This window comes from Streptomyces sp. NPDC048415 (assembly GCF_040651675.1).
GTDB lineage: Bacteria > Actinomycetota > Actinomycetes > Streptomycetales > Streptomycetaceae > Streptomyces.
In genome coordinates, this window is record NZ_JBEZKJ010000011.1 from 123,579 (window position 1) to 139,624 (window position 16,046).

The 16,046-nt window shown below is 70.6% G+C and carries 10 protein-coding genes; 2 read left to right on the forward strand and 8 right to left on the reverse strand.

The window, feature by feature from the left end:
• Positions 1–69: 69 nt before the first annotated feature.
• The 5 genes from ffh to AB0D27_RS11060 all read right to left on the reverse strand — a co-directional run bounded on the left by ffh (position 70) and on the right by AB0D27_RS11060 (position 7,801).
• Positions 70–1,620 carry a signal recognition particle protein gene (ffh, locus tag AB0D27_RS11040; RefSeq protein WP_362505326.1) on the reverse strand — a complete coding sequence of 517 codons (1,551 nt, stop codon included), beginning with the start codon at positions 1,618–1,620 and terminating at the stop codon, positions 70–72.
• 119 nt (positions 1,621–1,739) lie between these two features.
• Complete coding sequence (locus AB0D27_RS11045; RefSeq protein WP_362505328.1) at positions 1,740–4,190, reverse strand: [protein-PII] uridylyltransferase; 2,451 nt, start codon at positions 4,188–4,190, stop codon at positions 1,740–1,742.
• Positions 4,191–4,231: 41 nt separating this feature from the next.
• Positions 4,232–4,570 carry a P-II family nitrogen regulator gene (locus tag AB0D27_RS11050; RefSeq protein ID WP_359490990.1) on the reverse strand — a complete coding sequence of 113 codons (339 nt, stop codon included), beginning with the start codon at positions 4,568–4,570 and terminating at the stop codon, positions 4,232–4,234.
• Positions 4,567–5,907 carry an ammonium transporter gene (locus AB0D27_RS11055; RefSeq protein WP_362505331.1) on the reverse strand — a complete coding sequence of 447 codons (1,341 nt, stop codon included), beginning with the start codon at positions 5,905–5,907 and terminating at the stop codon, positions 4,567–4,569. Before AB0D27_RS11055 ends, AB0D27_RS11050 begins: the two co-directional genes overlap by 4 nt.
• Before the next feature lie 418 nt (positions 5,908–6,325).
• On the reverse strand, positions 6,326–7,801 hold the full coding sequence (locus AB0D27_RS11060) for a hypothetical protein (RefSeq protein ID WP_362505334.1): 1,476 nt from the start codon (positions 7,799–7,801) through the stop codon (positions 6,326–6,328).
• Positions 7,802–8,248: 447 nt separating this feature from the next.
• Here AB0D27_RS11060 and AB0D27_RS11065 point away from each other — a divergent pair, with 447 nt between their 5' ends.
• The gene (locus tag AB0D27_RS11065) at positions 8,249–8,911 is read left to right on the forward strand and encodes a bifunctional DNA primase/polymerase (RefSeq protein ID WP_362505337.1); all 663 of its coding nucleotides are present in this window, start codon (positions 8,249–8,251) and stop codon (positions 8,909–8,911) included.
• A 96-nt stretch (positions 8,912–9,007) separates the two neighbouring features.
• Here AB0D27_RS11065 and ftsY read toward each other — a convergent pair whose 3' ends face one another.
• Positions 9,008–10,210: a signal recognition particle-docking protein FtsY gene (gene ftsY / locus AB0D27_RS11070; RefSeq protein ID WP_362505340.1), complete on the reverse strand. Its 1,203-nt coding sequence runs from the start codon at positions 10,208–10,210 to the stop codon at positions 9,008–9,010.
• Between the two features lie 726 nt (positions 10,211–10,936).
• Between ftsY and AB0D27_RS11075 the strand changes: the two genes are divergently transcribed.
• The gene (locus AB0D27_RS11075) at positions 10,937–11,917 is read left to right on the forward strand and encodes an LLM class flavin-dependent oxidoreductase (RefSeq protein ID WP_362505342.1); all 981 of its coding nucleotides are present in this window, start codon (positions 10,937–10,939) and stop codon (positions 11,915–11,917) included.
• 85 nt (positions 11,918–12,002) lie between these two features.
• Here the strand turns inward: AB0D27_RS11075 and AB0D27_RS11080 are convergent, their stop codons facing one another.
• The gene (locus AB0D27_RS11080; protein WP_362505345.1) at positions 12,003–13,421 is read right to left on the reverse strand and encodes a sugar porter family MFS transporter; all 1,419 of its coding nucleotides are present in this window, start codon (positions 13,419–13,421) and stop codon (positions 12,003–12,005) included.
• Between the two features lie 258 nt (positions 13,422–13,679).
• Positions 13,680–16,046 (reverse strand): AAA family ATPase (locus tag AB0D27_RS11085; RefSeq protein ID WP_362505348.1); only part of this gene is annotated, 2,367 nt, incomplete at its 5' end.

Genomic DNA, 16,046 nt, shown 5'->3' on the forward strand with positions numbered 1-16,046 from the left:
CACCCGCAGAATGAGGCCAGGAGCGCCCCTTCGAAGAGGGGCGCCCCCAGTGACGTACGAGACGAACCGTCAGCCCATGAACTTCTTGAACTCGTCCGGCAGGTCGAAGTCCTGAGCGCCCTGCTGCGGCACACCGAAAGCGTTGCCGCCCTGGGCGCCGGCCTCGCGGCGGGCGGCGTCCTCCAGCTCCTGCTGCTTGCGCTTCATCGGGTTGCCGGAGCGCTGCTTGCCCTTGGCCTGCTTGGCCTTCTTCTTGGTGCGGCCGGGGCCGCCACCCATGCCGGGCATCCCGGGCATTCCCGGCATGCCGCCGCCCTGGGCCATGCGGGACATCATCTTGCGGGCCTCGAAGAACCGCTCGACCAGGCCCTTGACCGCGCTGACCTCGACACCGGAACCCTTGGCGATACGGGCGCGGCGCGAGCCGTTGATGATCGTCGCGTCCTGGCGCTCGGCCGGGGTCATCGACTTGATGATGGCGGCCGTGCGGTCGACGTCACGCTCGTCGAGGTTGTTGATCTGGTCCTTGATCTGGCCCATGCCCGGAAGCATGCCGAGCAGCTTGCTGATGCTGCCCATCTTCCGGACCTGCTCCATCTGGGCCAGGAAGTCGTCCAGGGTGAAGTCCTGGCCCTTCTTGGACGCCAGCTTCGAGGCCATCTGCTCGGCCTCTTCTTGGCTGAACGTCTTCTCCGCCTGCTCGATGAGGGTGAGCAGGTCACCCATGTCGAGGATGCGGGAGGCCATCCGGTCCGGGTGGAAGGCGTCGAAGTCGTCGAGCTTCTCGCCGTTCGACGCGAACATGATCGGCTTGCCGGTGACCGAGGCGATGGAGAGCGCGGCACCGCCGCGGGCGTCGCCGTCGAGCTTCGAGAGGACCACACCGTCGAAGCCGACGCCGTCGCGGAAGGACTCGGCGGTGTTGACCGCGTCCTGACCGATCATCGCGTCGACGACGAAGAGGATCTCGTCCGGGGAGACAACGTCGCGGATGTCCGCGGCCTGCTGCATCATCTCCTGGTCGATGCCGAGGCGGCCCGCGGTGTCCACGATCACGATGTCGTGGACCTTCGTCTTCGCGAACTCGATGGAATCCTTGGCGACCTTGACCGGGTCGCCGACGCCGTTGCCCGGCTCGGGCGCGTACACCGCGACGCCCGCGCGCTCGGCGACGACGCTGAGCTGGGTCACCGCGTTCGGGCGCTGGAGGTCGGCGGCGACGAGGAGCGGGGAGTGGCCCTGGTCCTTGAGGTGCTTGCCGAGCTTTCCGGCGAGCGTGGTCTTACCGGCGCCCTGGAGACCCGCGAGCATGATCACGGTGGGTGGGTTCTTGGCGAACCGGAGGCGGCGGGTCTCGCCGCCGAGGATCGTGACGAGCTCGTCGTTCACGATCTTCAGGACCTGCTGGGCAGGGTTCAGCGCCTTGGAGACCTCGGCACCGAGCGCGCGCTCCTTGACATTCTTGATGAAGGTCCGCACGACCGGCAGGGCCACGTCGGCTTCGAGGAGCGCGATACGGATCTCGCGTGCGGTGGCGTCGATGTCAGCTTCGGACAGCCGGCCCTTGCCCCGCAGGTTCTTGAACGTCGCTGAGAGGCGATCGGAGAGAGTATCGAACACGGCGCTCGTCGGTCCTCAGGGGTCGGGGGCGATGGCAATCGCCCTCCAGGGTATCTGGCCGCGTGTGGTGAGGTCTCCACCGCGTTCGTACGAGATCGCAGGCACGTCCCCGTCGCGGGTCAGCCGCGCAGGGTCTCCTCCAGCGCGCGGGCCACCGAAACCGCTTCCTCCCCCGGCAACGGGGCACCCTTCGTGCCGGTCACGTAGAAGGCGTCCACGGCGTTCGCGCCGAGGGTGGAGACGTGCATGCTCCGCACCCGGACGTTCGCGTTCTCCAGCGCCCGCCCGATGCGGTGCAGCAGGCCGGGGGCGTCATGGGCGCGCACCTCGATGACCGTCGCGTGCCGGGAGGCCGCCGAGGCGACCGTCACACGGGGCGGCGGTGCGATGGTCCCGCGGCGCCGGGGGTAGGCGGCGTCGCGTTCGGCGAGACGGGCCGTGATGTCCAGGGAGCCGTCCAGGGCGCGTACGAGGTCGGCGCGCAGCCGGGCGGCCTGCGGCAGGGAGCCGTACTCGGCGGCAACCCGCCAGTTGAGCAGCAGCACGGAGCCCTCGACGCCGTCGGGCAGGGTGAGGGCGCGCAGCTCGGCGGTGCGGACGGTCAGCCGGTGCATGGCGAGGACGCCGGCGACCGCGGGGAGCACGCCGGGCTGGTCGGGCACGGCGATGAGCAGCTCCACACCCAGCGGCTCGGGGTCGTCCGGCGGAGCGGCGTCGGATTCGACCGGTTCGGTCTGCGCGCGCAGGGCCAGTACGGGGCCGCCCGTGCGGAACGCCTCGATCGCGAGCCGCTCCTGCTCGGCCGTGGGCGCCGCCGCCTCGGGCTCCTCGGGGGCGTCACCGGCGAGCACGCCCGAGACCCGCTTGACGAGGTCGGCGACGAGGGAGCCGCGCCAGGAGGACCAGGCGGCGGGCCCGGTGGCCAGTGCGTCGGCCTCGGTCAGCGCGTGCAGCAGTTCGAGGGTGCCCTGCGAGCCGACCGCCTCGGCCACCGAGCGGACGGTGGCCGGGTCCTCCAGGTCACGCCGGGTCGCGGTGTCGATGAGCAGCAGATGGTGGCGTACGAGGGTGGCGAGCACCGCGACGTCCGCGCGGTCGAAGCCGATCCGGGCGGCCACGTCCCGCGCGATGATCTCGCCCGCCACGGAGTGGTCGCCGGGCCAGCCCTTGCCGATGTCGTGCAGCAGGGAGGCGACGAGCAGCAGGTCGGGGCGGCTCACGCGCCGGGTCAGTTCGGAGGCGCGTACGGCGGTCTCGATGAGGTGGCGGTCGACGGTCCAGATGTGGACGGCGTTGCGCTGCGGCCTGCAGCGGACCCGCTCCCAGTCGGGAAGGAGCCGGGTGATCAGCCCCTCCGCTTCCAGCGCCTCCCAGACCTCGATGGTCGGGCGGCCCGAACCGAGGAGCGTGACGAGCTGTTCGCGTGCCTCGGCGGGCCAGGGCGTGGGCAGGGGGCGCGCGGCGGCCGCCATGCGCCGTACGGCGTGCAGCGACAAAGGAAGACCCGATTGCGCGGCCGCTGCCGCCGCACGCAAGGGGAGTACGGGGTCGCGCTCGGGGCGCGCGGCACGCGCGAGCACCACCTCGCCGTCCTGTTCGACCACGCCTTCCGCGAGGGGGGAGCGCTCGGCGACCGGCTTGCCGCCGCCCAGCATGGCGCGCAGGCGCGGGCGCACGGCGCGTGATCGCAACACGCGCCCCACTTCACGCCAAGTCACGTCACTGGCGTACGAGACGACGCGCGCCGCCTCGTACACCTGGCGCAGCAGGGTGTCGGCGTCCAGCAGTCCCAGCTCGGCGGCGACCTGGTCCTGCTCCTGGAGCGAGAGGCGGTCGGTGGCGCGGCCGGTGGTGAGGTGGAGTGCGTCGCGGACGTCCAGGAGGCGCCTGCGTGCGTCGGCGAGGCCCTCGCGGGGCGCGTCGGCGAGCCAGGAGGCGGCGACGGCGCGCAGGGCGGTGGCGTCGCGCAGCCCGCCGCGCGCCTCCTTCAGGTCCGGTTCGAGGAGGTACTGCAGCTCGCCCTGGCGCTCGGCGCGCTCCGCGCACAGCTCCTGGAGTTCGGGGAGACGTTTCGGCGCCTGGTTGCGCCAGTCGGCGAGGACGGCCGTACGCAATCCGGCGGTGAGGCCGAGGTCTCCCGCGAGGTGGCGGGCGTCCAGGAGGCCGAGCTGGGCCTTGAGGTCCTCGCCGGCGGTCTTGCGGGCCTCGGTGGGCGTGCGCACGGAGTGGTCGAGGGCGAGGCCGAGGTCCCAGACGGGGTACCAGATGCGGTCGGCGAGGGCGGCGACCGCGCCGGAGTCACTGCCGTCGTGCAGGAGCAGCAGATCGAGGTCGCTGCGCGGGGACAGCTCCCCGCGCCCGTAGCCGCCGACGGCCACCAACGACACACCGCGCAGCCCTTCGGAGCCCGCGGTGAAGAGTCCGGTCAGCCAGTCGTCCGTCAGCTCCGCGAGGGCGGAACGGCGCGGCGGCCCGGACCGCGCCCCCTCCTGGAGGAGGCGCAGCCGGGCCGCCGCGTAGCCGCTGGGTCCCGAGTCCTCTGCTTCCGTACGCGTGTCCGTACTCGTCACCCAGCGACTCCTGTCTTTCTTCTGCTGTCGAGCGGGTCCGGTTAGAGCGCGTCCGGTCCGCGCTCGCCCGTCCGGACCCGGACGGCCGTCTCGACCGGGACGGACCACACCTTGCCGTCACCGATCTTGCCGGTGCGGGCCGCCTTCACGACGACGTCGATGAGCTGTTCGGCGTCGTCGTCCTCGGCCAGCACCTCGATGCGGATCTTGGGAACCAGGTCGACCGTGTACTCGGCGCCACGGTAGACCTCGGTGTGTCCCCTCTGCCGACCGTAGCCGCTGGCCTCGGTGACCGTCAGACCGTGTACCCCGAAGGCCTGCAGGGCCTCCTTGATCTCGTCGAGCCGGTGGGGCTTCACGACGGCGGTGATGAGCTTCATGCGTCCACCTTCTTGGTCTCGGCGTCCGCGACCGGGCCGGGGACGGCGGTGCGCGCCGCGCCGCCGCCGGCGCCGCTGAAGTCGTATGCGGTCTCGGCGTGCTCGGCCTGGTCGATGCCCGCGATCTCCTCGTCCTCGGTGACCCGCATACCGATCGTCTTGTCGATCAGGAAGGCGAGGACCGCGGAGGCGATCAGGGAGTAGGCGAGGACGGCGAAGACACCGGCGCACTGCTTCCAGAACTGGGTCAGGCCGCCGCCGTAGAAGAGACCCTCGACGGTGGACTGGCCCTTGCCGCTGGCGAAGAGGCCGATCAGCAGGGAGCCGATGACACCGCCGACCATGTGGACACCGACCACGTCGAGCGAGTCGTCGTAGCCGAACCTGTACTTCAGGCCGACGGCCATGGCGCACAGGACACCGGCGATGGCACCGACGGCGATCGCGCCGAGCGGGGAGACCGCACCACCGGACGGTGTGATGGCGACCAGACCCGCGACCGCGCCGGAGGCGGCGCCCAGCGTGGTGAACGCGCCGTGGCGGATCTTCTCGTAGATGAGCCAGGCCAGCATGGCGGCCGCGGTGGCGACCTGCGTGTTGACGAACATCAGCGCGCCGACGCCGTCGTCGTTGCCGAGCCAGGAGCCGGCGTTGAATCCGAACCAGCCGAACCACAGCAGACCGGAGCCGAGCATCACCAGCGGGAGGCTGTGCGGACGCATCGGGTCCTTCTTGAAGCCGACGCGCTTGCCGATGACGAGGATCACGCCGAGCGCCGCGGCACCCGCGTTGATGTGCACCGCCGTACCACCGGCGAAGTCGATCACGCCCAGATCGAAGGCCCAGCCGCCCGCGCCCCAGACCCAGTGGGCGACCGGGAAGTAGACGACCGTGGCCCACAGCGCGATGAACAGCGACCACGCCGTGAACTTCACGCGGTCCGCCAAGGCGCCGCTTATCAGCGCGGGCGTGATGATGGCGAACATCAGCTGGAAGATCATGAAGACGAAGATCGGGATGGTGTAACCGGGCCACAATTCCGTCAGACCGATGTTGCTGAGGCCGACCCAGTTCGAGGTCCAGCCGATGATCGAGCCGTGGTCGGTGCCGAAGGCGAGGGAGAATCCGTACAGCACCCACAGGATCGTGATGATCCCCATGCTGATGAAGCTCATCATCAGCATGTTGAGGGTGCTCTTGACGCGAACCATGCCTCCGTAGAAGAAGGCCAGTCCGGGTGTCATGATCAGCACCAGGGCGGAACAGATGAGCATGAACCCTGTGTTGGCGGCAGACAGCTTGGGTGCCTCTGCGGCAAGGGTGATGGCTGGTGCCATCGGCGTCTCCTCGTCGTTGGTACGGCCCCGTGCGGGCGAAGCCTGAGTGGGCGTGAGGGGCGGGCCGGTTATGCGCCATGACATTGGCGCAGCGCGGTTTCCGTCGAAGCCCCTCGATGTTTCGCCGCAGTGACGAAGAGGTCCTGCGTGTTACGCCTCGATGAACTGCCGGATAGTGGTCGCGTCGATCGTTATCGTGACGCAATCATCGACGAAGACCACCGCAACCATCGGTTGAGGGGACCCCCGCGGCGGCCGGCCACGTACGCGAGCATGGCGCCGGTTCAGGCGCAAAAAGGGCCGTTAAACCGGCCACGGCTGGTCGTCCGATGACCTGGCATGGGGGAGCCGAGTCGGGCAGTTCGGGACGGCCGGCCGTGGCCGGAGTACTGGGCGGGGGCCGCTTTCGCGGCCGGTTTCAGACCGCTTCCGCGGTCTCTGGCAGGTCGACGGCGAGCTGGTCGGTGAGGTCGACGACCTCGGCGAGGTCCCCGAAGTCCCGGGCCGCCGTGTCGACCGTCTTTCGGATACGAGTGTTCACGCGTTCGGAGCGCACCTTCTTGGCGTACGTCATGGCTTCCTTGGCCAGAACCGCGCTCTGCTCGGGCTCGCGCTGCAGGAGGTGCACGGTGGCCATGCCGATGAGGTTGAGTGCGTACGAACGCTGGTGCTCGGGGTCCTTGCCGAAGATGTCGACAGCCTCCTGCATCAAGGGCTCGGCCATGGAGGCGTACGTGGGGCTGCGCCCGGCGACGTAGGCGAGGTCACGGTAGGAGTGCGAGTTCTCGCCGTACAGCTCGGCCTTGGAGAAGAAGCGGATCCAGTCGGGGTCCGGGTCGTCCCACTCATGGACGTCGGCGAAGCTGTCCTCGGCCATCCGGACGGCCCGCTTGCACTTTCCGGGCTGGCCCATGTTGGCGTAGGCGCGGGCCTCCATCGCATACAGCATCGACTGGGTGCGCGGGCTCGCGCAGTCACGGCTGCCGTACTGCGCGAGGTGGATGAGTTCCAGGGCGTCGTCCGGCCGCCCGAGATGGATCATCTGGCGGCTCATGCTGGAGAGGATGTACGAGCCGAGCGGCTTGTCGCCCGCTTCCTTGGCCGCGTGCAGGGCGAGTACGAAGTACTTCTGCGCGGTGGGCTGAAGCCCCACGTCGTAGCTCATCCAGCCCGCCAGCTCGGCCAGCTCGGCGGCGACCTTGAACAGGCGTTTGCTGGTCGCGGCGGGCTGCGGCTCCTGGAGCAGGTCCGTCACCTCGTGCAGCTGCCCGACGACCGCCTTGCGGCGCAGTCCACCGCCGCACTGGGCATCCCACTGCCGGAACATCACCGTGGTGGATTCCAGGAGATCCAGCTCGGGCTTGGAGAGCCGGCCTCCGCGGCGCGCGGAGGCCAGGGGCTCGGGCTCCGCCTGGGGCAGCACAGGTGAAGGCACGAGCCAGCGCTGCATGGGCTCGATGAGGGCCGGGCCCGCGGAGAGCGCGAGGGAGCTGCCGAGGAAGCCGCGCCGCGCCAGCATCAGGTCGCTGCGCGAGTACTCGCTGATCAGCGCCACGGTCTGCGGGCCGGTCCAGGGCAGGTCGACGCCGGACACGGACGGTGACTGATGGGCGGCGCGCAGGCCGAGGTCCTCGACGGCGACTACACAGCCGAACCGCTCGGAGAACAGCTCGGACAGGATCCGCGGGATCGGCTCGCGCGGGTTCTCGCCGTCCAGCCAGCGGCGCACCCGCGAGGTGTCCGTGGAGATGTGGTTGGCCCCCAACTGGCGTGCCCTGCGGTTTACTTGACGTGCGAGCTCACCCTTCGACCAGCCGCTGCGCACGAACCACGAGCCGAGCAGCTCATTGGGGCGCTTGTCAGCGTTCTCTCCACTTCCGCCGTTGCCGCCCACTGGAACGCCCCCATCCCTGAGACCACTTGTACGCTGCGTGCGCCAAGCCCTATCAGAATGCCGGTAAATACGGCTGCGCGTCCGGCAGTTCTCACCCTTCGAACGGGAAGCCGACTTGCCCTTGGCATACCCACGAGTGCACGCGTCCCCAGGACTCGTGCACTCAAAGTAATCCTACGATCACCCGTCCAGCCATGGCGAACCCCGAAACGCCACCATTCGCCACCCCTTCGAATGAACTCGGGGTGACCTGGGCGCGATTCACTTGACATAGGACGGCCGGAGGTGGGCGGAGCGGTGTGCGCCGGGGCGCACGAAGCCGAGCGCGCCACCCGGTGCACCACAAAGCGCCGCCTAGACCGCGCGGTAGAGGGGAAGTCGGGAACAGACGGTCACGTTCCGCTTCCGTCACGTAACCACCGGTGCGTCGGACCCGTTGGAGGGGGCATGGGCTTCACGATCGGCAGCAGTCGGGCGATGCGCGACATCCGGCCCGGCGCGCGTCGCCGCGGTCGCTCGTCGGACTGCACCGCAGTGGCCGAGTTCACCGGGCTGTGGGGCTGGGACGTGGTCCCGGGCGCCCGGGCCGCCGCCGGGGCGTGCTCGTGCGGCAAGGACGACTGCGCCGCACCGGGGGCGCATCCGCTGGACTTCGCCCAGGTGATCCCGGCCGGCGCCACCCTCGACGAGGTGTCCGAGGCCTGGGCCGAGTGCCCGGGCGCCGCGGTGATGCTGCCGGTCGGCCGCGCCTTCGACCTGATCGAGGTCGCCGAGCCCGCCGGGCGCCGCGCGCTCGTCCGCCTCGAACGCATGGGGCTCCCGCTCGGACCGGTCGCGACCACCCCGGACGGCCGCGCCCACTTCTTCGTCGCCCCCGGCTCCGCGGCGGAACTCCCCGAGCTGCTCTATCTGATGGGCTGGGACGACGCGTCCCTCGACCTGCACGGCCTGGGCCCCGGTACGTTCATCACGGCTCCGCCCTCCGACCGGGGCGGCCTCGGCCCGGTCCGCTGGCTGCGCTCCCCCGACCTGGACTCGGCCACGAAGCCGCCGCAGGCACGGCTGCTGCTCGGGACGCTGGCGTACGTGGCGCATCGGTCGCGCGTATAGCCGAACCCCTCATGGGCTCACATGGCGAAGCGCCCGCTCCCAACTGCACCTTGGGAACGGGCGCTTCTTCGAGCACCTACGGTCTTTCGTGGGTGCTCACTCTCCGATAAGAGCGTCAACAAACGCCTCCGGCTCGAACGGCGCCAGATCGTCCGCCCCCTCGCCCAGACCCACCAGCTTGACCGGCACGCCCAGCTCGCGCTGGACGGCGATGACGATGCCGCCCTTGGCGGTGCCGTCGAGCTTGGTCAGCACGATGCCCGTGACGTCGACGACCTCGGCGAAGACGCGCGCCTGGACCAGACCGTTCTGCCCCGTGGTGGCGTCCAGCACGAGCAGCACCTCGTCGAGCGGGGCGTGCTTCTCGACGACTCGCTTGACCTTGCCGAGCTCGTCCATGAGCCCGGTCTTGGTATGAAGCCGGCCCGCGGTGTCGATGAGGACGACGTCGGCGCCCTCCTCGATGCCCTCCTTGACCGCGTCGAACGCGACCGAGGCGGGGTCGCCGCCCTCGGGACCCCGCACGGTGCGGGCCCCCACCCGCTCGCCCCAGGTCTGCAGCTGGTCGGCGGCGGCGGCGCGGAACGTGTCGGCGGCGCCCAGCACGACGTTCTTGCCGTCGGCGACGAGCACCCGCGCGAGCTTGCCGGTCGTGGTGGTCTTGCCGGTGCCATTGACACCGACGACCATGACGATGCCTGGAGTGTCCAGGTTCGAGTCGGTCTTGACCACGCGGTCGAACTCGGGGACGAGGAGCTGGAGCAGCTCCTCACGCAGCAGCGTGCGCAGCTCCTGGGGAGTGCGCGTGCCGAGCACCTTCACGCGCTCACGCAGCCGCTCGACCAGCTCTTGGGTCGGCTGTACGCCGACGTCGGCGGTGAGCAGCGTGTCCTCGATCTCCTCCCAGGTGTCCTCGTCGAGGTGCTCGCGCGAGAGCAGCGTGAGCAGCCCCTTGCCGAGCGCGTTCTGCGAGCGGGAGAGCCGGGTGCGCAGGCGGACGAGACGCCCGGCGGACGGCTCCGGGATCTCGATCTGCGGAACAGTGGGGGGTTCCTCGACGACGACCGGCGCGGTCGCCGTGGCGTCGGGGAGATCCACTTCCTCTATCGTGCGTCGCGGCTCTTCCCGCGGCGTCTCGGCCTCGTCGCCGACGTGCGGTTCGGCCGGAGGGGCGGTGATGTCGGGGGCGGCGGGGGGCGGCGGGGGCAGCTGCTTGCGCTTGCGGCTGCCGACGACGAGCCCGCCGAGCACGCCGAACACCACCACGGCGATGACTACAGCAAGGATGACGGTTTCCATAACGCGTCCAGTATGCGTGACCTCCCGCCGGGCCGGTGGCTGCCGCCGCGTGACCTTCGGCCCGCCCGTCGGCTGCCGCCGCCTGACCTTCCGCCCGGCCATTCGCCGCCGACGCACGACCTCCCGCCCGGGCGGCCGGCTGCCGCCGCCCGACCTCGCGCCCGGCCATTCGCCACCACCGCCCGACGTTCCGCCGGCTGCCGCTGCGTGACCTCCCGCCCGCCCATTCGCCACCACCGCACGACCTCACGCCCGCCCGCCGGGGGCCGCCGCCTGACCTCCCGCCCGCACGGAGCCGTCGGCAAGCGCCACCGTTCGCCGCCGACGCACGACCTCGCGCCCGGGCCGCCGGCTGCCGCCGCGTGACCTCCCGCCCGCCCATTCGCCACCACCGCACGACCTCACACCCCGGCCGCCGACTGCCGCCGTCTGACCTCCCGCCCGCCCATCCGCCACCCACGCATGACCTCCGTCCCCGCCCGTTCGCCGGCGATGCGAGGCTCCGCGCCCGCCGGACCGGGGTAGGGCGGCCCGCCGGCCGCGCGAGCTCGCGTCGGCGGGAAGCCCGCGGTCATGGTGATCTCCAGGCGGGACTGACGCCGATCGCCGGCAGGACCGCGTCTTCGGGGCGGCCCTGCCGCGCCGAATGGAGGACGACGCCGACGCTATGGCCACCTGACGCCTCGTCAGCTACCGTCCCCCTACCCACACGAAGGGCGGCTTCCCATGCCCGTAACCGTCGTACGCTTCAACCTCGTTGACCCCGACGCCACCCCCGCGTCGCTGAGCGCCCGCTACAAGGCGGCGGTCGAGATGTCCGCGTACGCCGACGACCGCGGGATCACCACCGTGCAGACCGAGGAGCACCACGGCGTCGCCAACAACTGGCTGCCCTCGCCGTTCGCCTTCGCGGGAGCGGTCTTCGGAGCGACCCGGCACCTCGCCGTCACCGTCTCGGCGGTCATCGGCCCGCTGCACGATCCGCTGCGCCTGGCCGAGGACATTGCCGTACTCGATCTGCTCAGCGGCGGCCGGCTCGTGACCGTGGCCGGAATCGGCTACCGGCCCGAGGAGTACGCCCTCTTCGACGTCGACTGGAAGCGGCGCGGCGCGCTCCAGGACGAGCTCCTGGAGACGGTGCTCAAGGCGTGGACGGGCGAGGAGTTCACGTACCGGGGCCGTTCGGTACGGGTCACCCCGCGGCCCTTCTCGGATCCGCACCCCTTGCTGCTGGTCGGCGGCTCCTCCAAGGCGGCGGCGCGACGGGCCGCCCGGCTCGGGCTGCCGTTCTTCCCCAGCGCGCACCTCCCCGAGCTGGAGGCGTACTACAAGGACCGGCTCGTCGAATACGGCACCGAGGGCTGGACCATGATGCCCGCGGCCGAGACCCCCCTGCTGCACATCGCCGAGGACCCGGACCGGGCGTGGGCCGAGTACGGCAGGCACTTCCTGCACGAGGCGCGGACGTACGCCTCCTGGCAGTCCGGCGACATCCGCTCGGCGGTGAAATCGGCGGCCACGACGGTCGAGGAGCTACGCGCCGAGGGCGTCTACCGGATCCTCACGCCGGACGCGTGCGTGGAGCAGGGCCTCGACAACTATGTGCTGCATCCGCTGTCCGGCGGGATGCCGATCGACGAGGGCTGGCGCAGTCTGCGTCTGTTCTGCGAAAACGTGCTGCCCCGACTCGAGGACCTCGCGGTCTGAGCCGGGGCAGTACGCCTTACGGGTACGAGGAGAGGGGCAGCGGGGACTTGGCCCTTCTCCCCGAGTTTCGGGGAAGGAGCGGGGGCTAGCCCATCTCCTCCAGCGACTTGCCCTTGGTCTCCTTCACGAACTTGAGCACGAAGGGGATGGAGAGGGCGGCGAAGATCGTGTAGATCACATAGGTCGCGGAGAGGTTCCAGTCGGCCAGTGACGGGAAGCTCGCGGTGATGGCCCAGTTGGCGATCCACTGCGCGGAGGCGGCGACGCCGAGGGCGGCGGCGCGGATCTTGTTCGGGAACATCTCGCCGAGGAAGACCCAGACCACGACACCCCAGGAGAGGGCGAAGAAGAGGACGAAGACGTGCGCGGCGATCAGGGCCACCCAGCCCTGGGTGGCCGGCAGCTTGCCGTCGACCAGGTCGTACGAGAAGGCCCAGGCCTCCAGCGCGAGACCGATGACCATACCCACGGAGCCGATGAGCGCCAGCGGCTTGCGGCCGATCCGGTCCACGAAGATCATCGCGATCACGGTGCCGATGATGTTGATGATCGATGTCGTGAACGAGTAGAGGAACGACTCCGACGGGTTGACGCCGACGGACTGCCACAGCGTCGAGGAGTAGTAGAACGCGACGTTGATGCCGACGAACTGCTGGAAGACCGAGAGACCGATGCCGACCCAGACGATCGGCTTGAAGAAGAAGGAGCCGCCGAGCAAGTCCTTGAAGGTCGACTTGTGCTCGCGCTTCATGGCGAGCTCGATCTCGGCGACACGGGCGTCCAGATCGATCTTGTCGCCCTCGACATCCTTGAGCACCTCACGGGCGCGGTCCTTGCGGCCGACCTCGAGCAGGAATCGCGGCGACTCGGGGATCGCGAAGGAGAGCAGGCCGTAGAGGACGGCCGGGATGACCATGACGCCGAGCATGACCTGCCAGGCTTCCAGGCCCATCAGCTTGCCGCGCTGGTCGCCGCCCGCGGCGTTCAGGATGCCCCAGTTGACCAGCTGGGAGATGGCGATGCCGACGACGATCGCGGCCTGCTGGAAGGAGCCGAGACGACCGCGGTACGCGGCCGGAGAGACCTCGGCGATGTAGGCGGGGCCGATCACCGAGGCCATGCCGATGGCGAAGCCGCCGATGACGCGCCAGAAGGCGAGGTCCCACAGCGCGAAGGGCAGCGCCGTGCCGACGGCGCTGATGGTGAACAGCACGGCGGCGATCTGCATGCACCGGATGCGGCCAATGCGGTCGGCAATGCGGCCGGCCGTCGCGGCGCCGACGGCACAGCCGATCAGCGCGATGGCGATGACCTGGGCCAGGGTCCCGGAGCCGATGGCGTAGCGGCTTCGGATGGCCTCGACGGCGCCGTTGATCACGGCACTGTCGTAGCCGAAGAGGAAACCGCCCATCGCGGCCGCCGCCGCGATGAAGATGACATGCCCGAGATGTTCGGGATGAGCCTGTCGGGCTCCTGGCGTGGGTGCCTGCGCTGTGCCGGTCACGGGTAACTCCTCGGGCCACCGGCCTCACTGCCGGGGGTTGGGGCGAGCCCTTCGCTGGTGGTTCCAGTGGCGCATAGGTTCGCGCCGACCACCACCTGAAGGTAAAAGCAACGTTGCAGAGACTATGCCTTCAAGTTTCGAAGTCAACAGTTCGCTTGCTGTGAACTTCGCCGACGATGTGACGAAGTTGTGTTCAATTATTGAACTCATGGCCAAGCCCAGGTCACGATCGGTGTGCCACGCACGTATCTGCCGGAGCTAGCGGAGCCGCTGGCTGATGACCTTCGACACACCGTCGCCCTGCATGGATACGCCGTACAACGCGTCGGCAACTTCCATCGTGCGCTTCTGGTGGGTGATCACGATCAGCTGCGAGGCCTCCTGCAGCTCCTGCATGATCCGGATCAGCCGCTGCAGGTTGGTGTCGTCGAGCGCCGCCTCGACCTCGTCCATCACATAGAACGGACTGGGCCGCGCCTTGAAGATCGACACGAGCAGCGCGACGGCGGTCAGCGACCGCTCGCCACCGGAGAGCAGCGACAGCCGCTTGACCTTCTTGCCCGGCGGACGGGCCTCCACATCCACACCCGTGGTGAGCATGTTGTCGGGATCGGTCAGGATCAGCCGCCCGTCCCCGCCCGGGAACAGCCTGCTGAAGACGCCCTCGAACTGCCGGGCCGTGTCCCGGTACGCCTCGGTGAAGACCTGCTCGACGCGCTCGTCGACCTCCTTCACCACCTGAAGCAGATCGGCGCGCGTCTTCTTGAGGTCCTCGAGCTGCTCGCTGAGGAACTTGTGGCGCTCCTCCAGCGCGGCGAACTCCTCCAGGGCGAGCGGGTTGACCTTGCCGAGCTGCTGGTACGCCCGTTCGGCTGACTTCAGCCGCCGCTCCTGCTCGGCGCGGTGGAAGGTCCGGGGCTGGTTGCGCGGGTGCTCCGGGTCCTCGGGCAGTTCCTCGCCCTCGGCGGCGAGCGAGGGCGGCACGAGCTGATCGGGCCCGTAGTCCGCGACCAGCCCCGCCGGTTCGACACCGAGCTCCTCCAGCGCCTTCGACTCCAGCTGCTCTATGCGCAGCCGCTTCTCGGCTCCGAGTACCTCGCCGCGGTGAACCGAATCCGTGAGTTTGTCGAGCTCCGCCTTGAGGTCACGGCCCTCGCCCCGGGCGGCGCCGAGCGCCTGCTCCTTGTGCGTCTTGGCGTTCTCGGCCGCGGCCCGTTCCTCCTGGGCCCTGGTCAGCGAGACCTCGACGTGCGCGAGCAGCTGCCGGGCGCCGGAGGCGACGGCCTCGGCGACGGCTGCCTCGTGGCGCAGCCGGGCCCGCCGCTGCTCGGCACGCGCGCGTGCCTCACGCTCGGCGCGCGCGGCCCGGTCGAGTCCGTCGGCGCGGCCGGCGAGTCCCTTGACCCGCTCCTCGTGCGTACGCACCTGGAGCCGGGCCTCCATCTCGGTCTGCCGCGCGTTGGCGCCGTCGGCGGCGAGCCGGTCGCGCACGGAGGTGTCGGGCTCCTCCTCGACGGGCATCTCCTCGGCCACGGCGAGCCGTTCGGCCAGTTCCTCGGCCTCCTCCACGGCCCGGTCGAGCGCCTCCTGCGCCCGCGCGGCGGCAGCCGTACTGCGCTCGGCCTCCCCCGCGGCACCCCTCGCCTGTCCGGCCAGCCGACCCAACTGCTGCGCCACGGACGACTTCTCCCGCTCGGCCGCCCGCCGCTGCTCACCCAACTCCTCGACGAGCGCGGCCCGTTCCGTCCGGCGCGCGGCGGCGATGTGCTGTGCCTCGGTCAACTCGTCGCACTGCACCACGAGTTCCTCGAGCACGGCCGCCGCTTCGTCGACGGACGCCTGCACCTCGAGAAGACTGGGCACCCCGGCCGATCCCCCCTGCGCGAAGTGCGCGCCCAGCAGGTCGCCCTCGGCGGTGACCGCGGTGAGTTCCGGCCGCGCGTAGACAAGATCCTCAGCGTCTTCGAGGGTGCCCACCACGACAATGCCGCGCAGCAGCCGCCGCACCGCAGGCATGAGCTCGACCGGACCACGCACGAGATCGGCTGCGTATGGGGGCCGGCCGGAGGACGGATGCTGGTGTACGTCGCTGGGGCCGGCGTCGGGCAGGGCAGCCGCGGGCACATTGTCGTGGCCTGCGGCGTGCGTGGGGGCACTGGGGGACGGCCGCTGCTGTACGCCCACGCGGAGGGCAGCCGCGGGCGAGTCGCCCTGGCCTGCGGCGTACGCGGGATCACTGACGGAGGGCCGCTGCTGTACGTCCCTGGGGGCGCCGTCGGGGAGGGCGGCCCCGGGCGACAGCGGGCCGACGGGGCCGTCTCCCCGGACCGGGGACTCCTGGCCACTGCTGCCCGCGGCGCCCGGCGCCCGGCGGTCTGCGGCGCCCGAGTCATGGGTGCGGCGATGCCCGTCTGCCATCACGGGGGCGGGGGCCTGACCGGACAGTGCCCCACCGCCCGCGGTCCCCGCCGCGGGCAGTCCCCCACCACCCGCGATCCCCGCCGCGGACTGTCCCCCACCACCCGCGATCCCCGCCGCGGACTGTCCCCCACCACCCGCGATCCCCGCCGCGGACTGTCCCCCACCGCCCGCGGTCCCCGCCGCGGACCGCGCACCGTCGGCGGG

Excerpts from the sequence above, each read along its gene's own strand:
- AB0D27_RS11050 (WP_359490990.1), bottom strand. The coding sequence starts at position 4,570 with ATGAAGCTCATCACCGCCGTCGTGAAGCCCCACCGGCTCGACGAGATC.
- AB0D27_RS11055 (WP_362505331.1), bottom strand. The coding sequence starts at position 5,907 with ATGGCACCAGCCATCACCCTTGCCGCAGAGGCACCCAAGCTGTCTGCC.
- AB0D27_RS11065 (WP_362505337.1), top strand. The coding sequence starts at position 8,249 with ATGGGCTTCACGATCGGCAGCAGTCGGGCGATGCGCGACATCCGGCCC.
- ftsY (WP_362505340.1), bottom strand. The coding sequence starts at position 10,210 with ATGGAAACCGTCATCCTTGCTGTAGTCATCGCCGTGGTGGTGTTCGGC.
- AB0D27_RS11075 (WP_362505342.1), top strand. The coding sequence starts at position 10,937 with ATGCCCGTAACCGTCGTACGCTTCAACCTCGTTGACCCCGACGCCACC.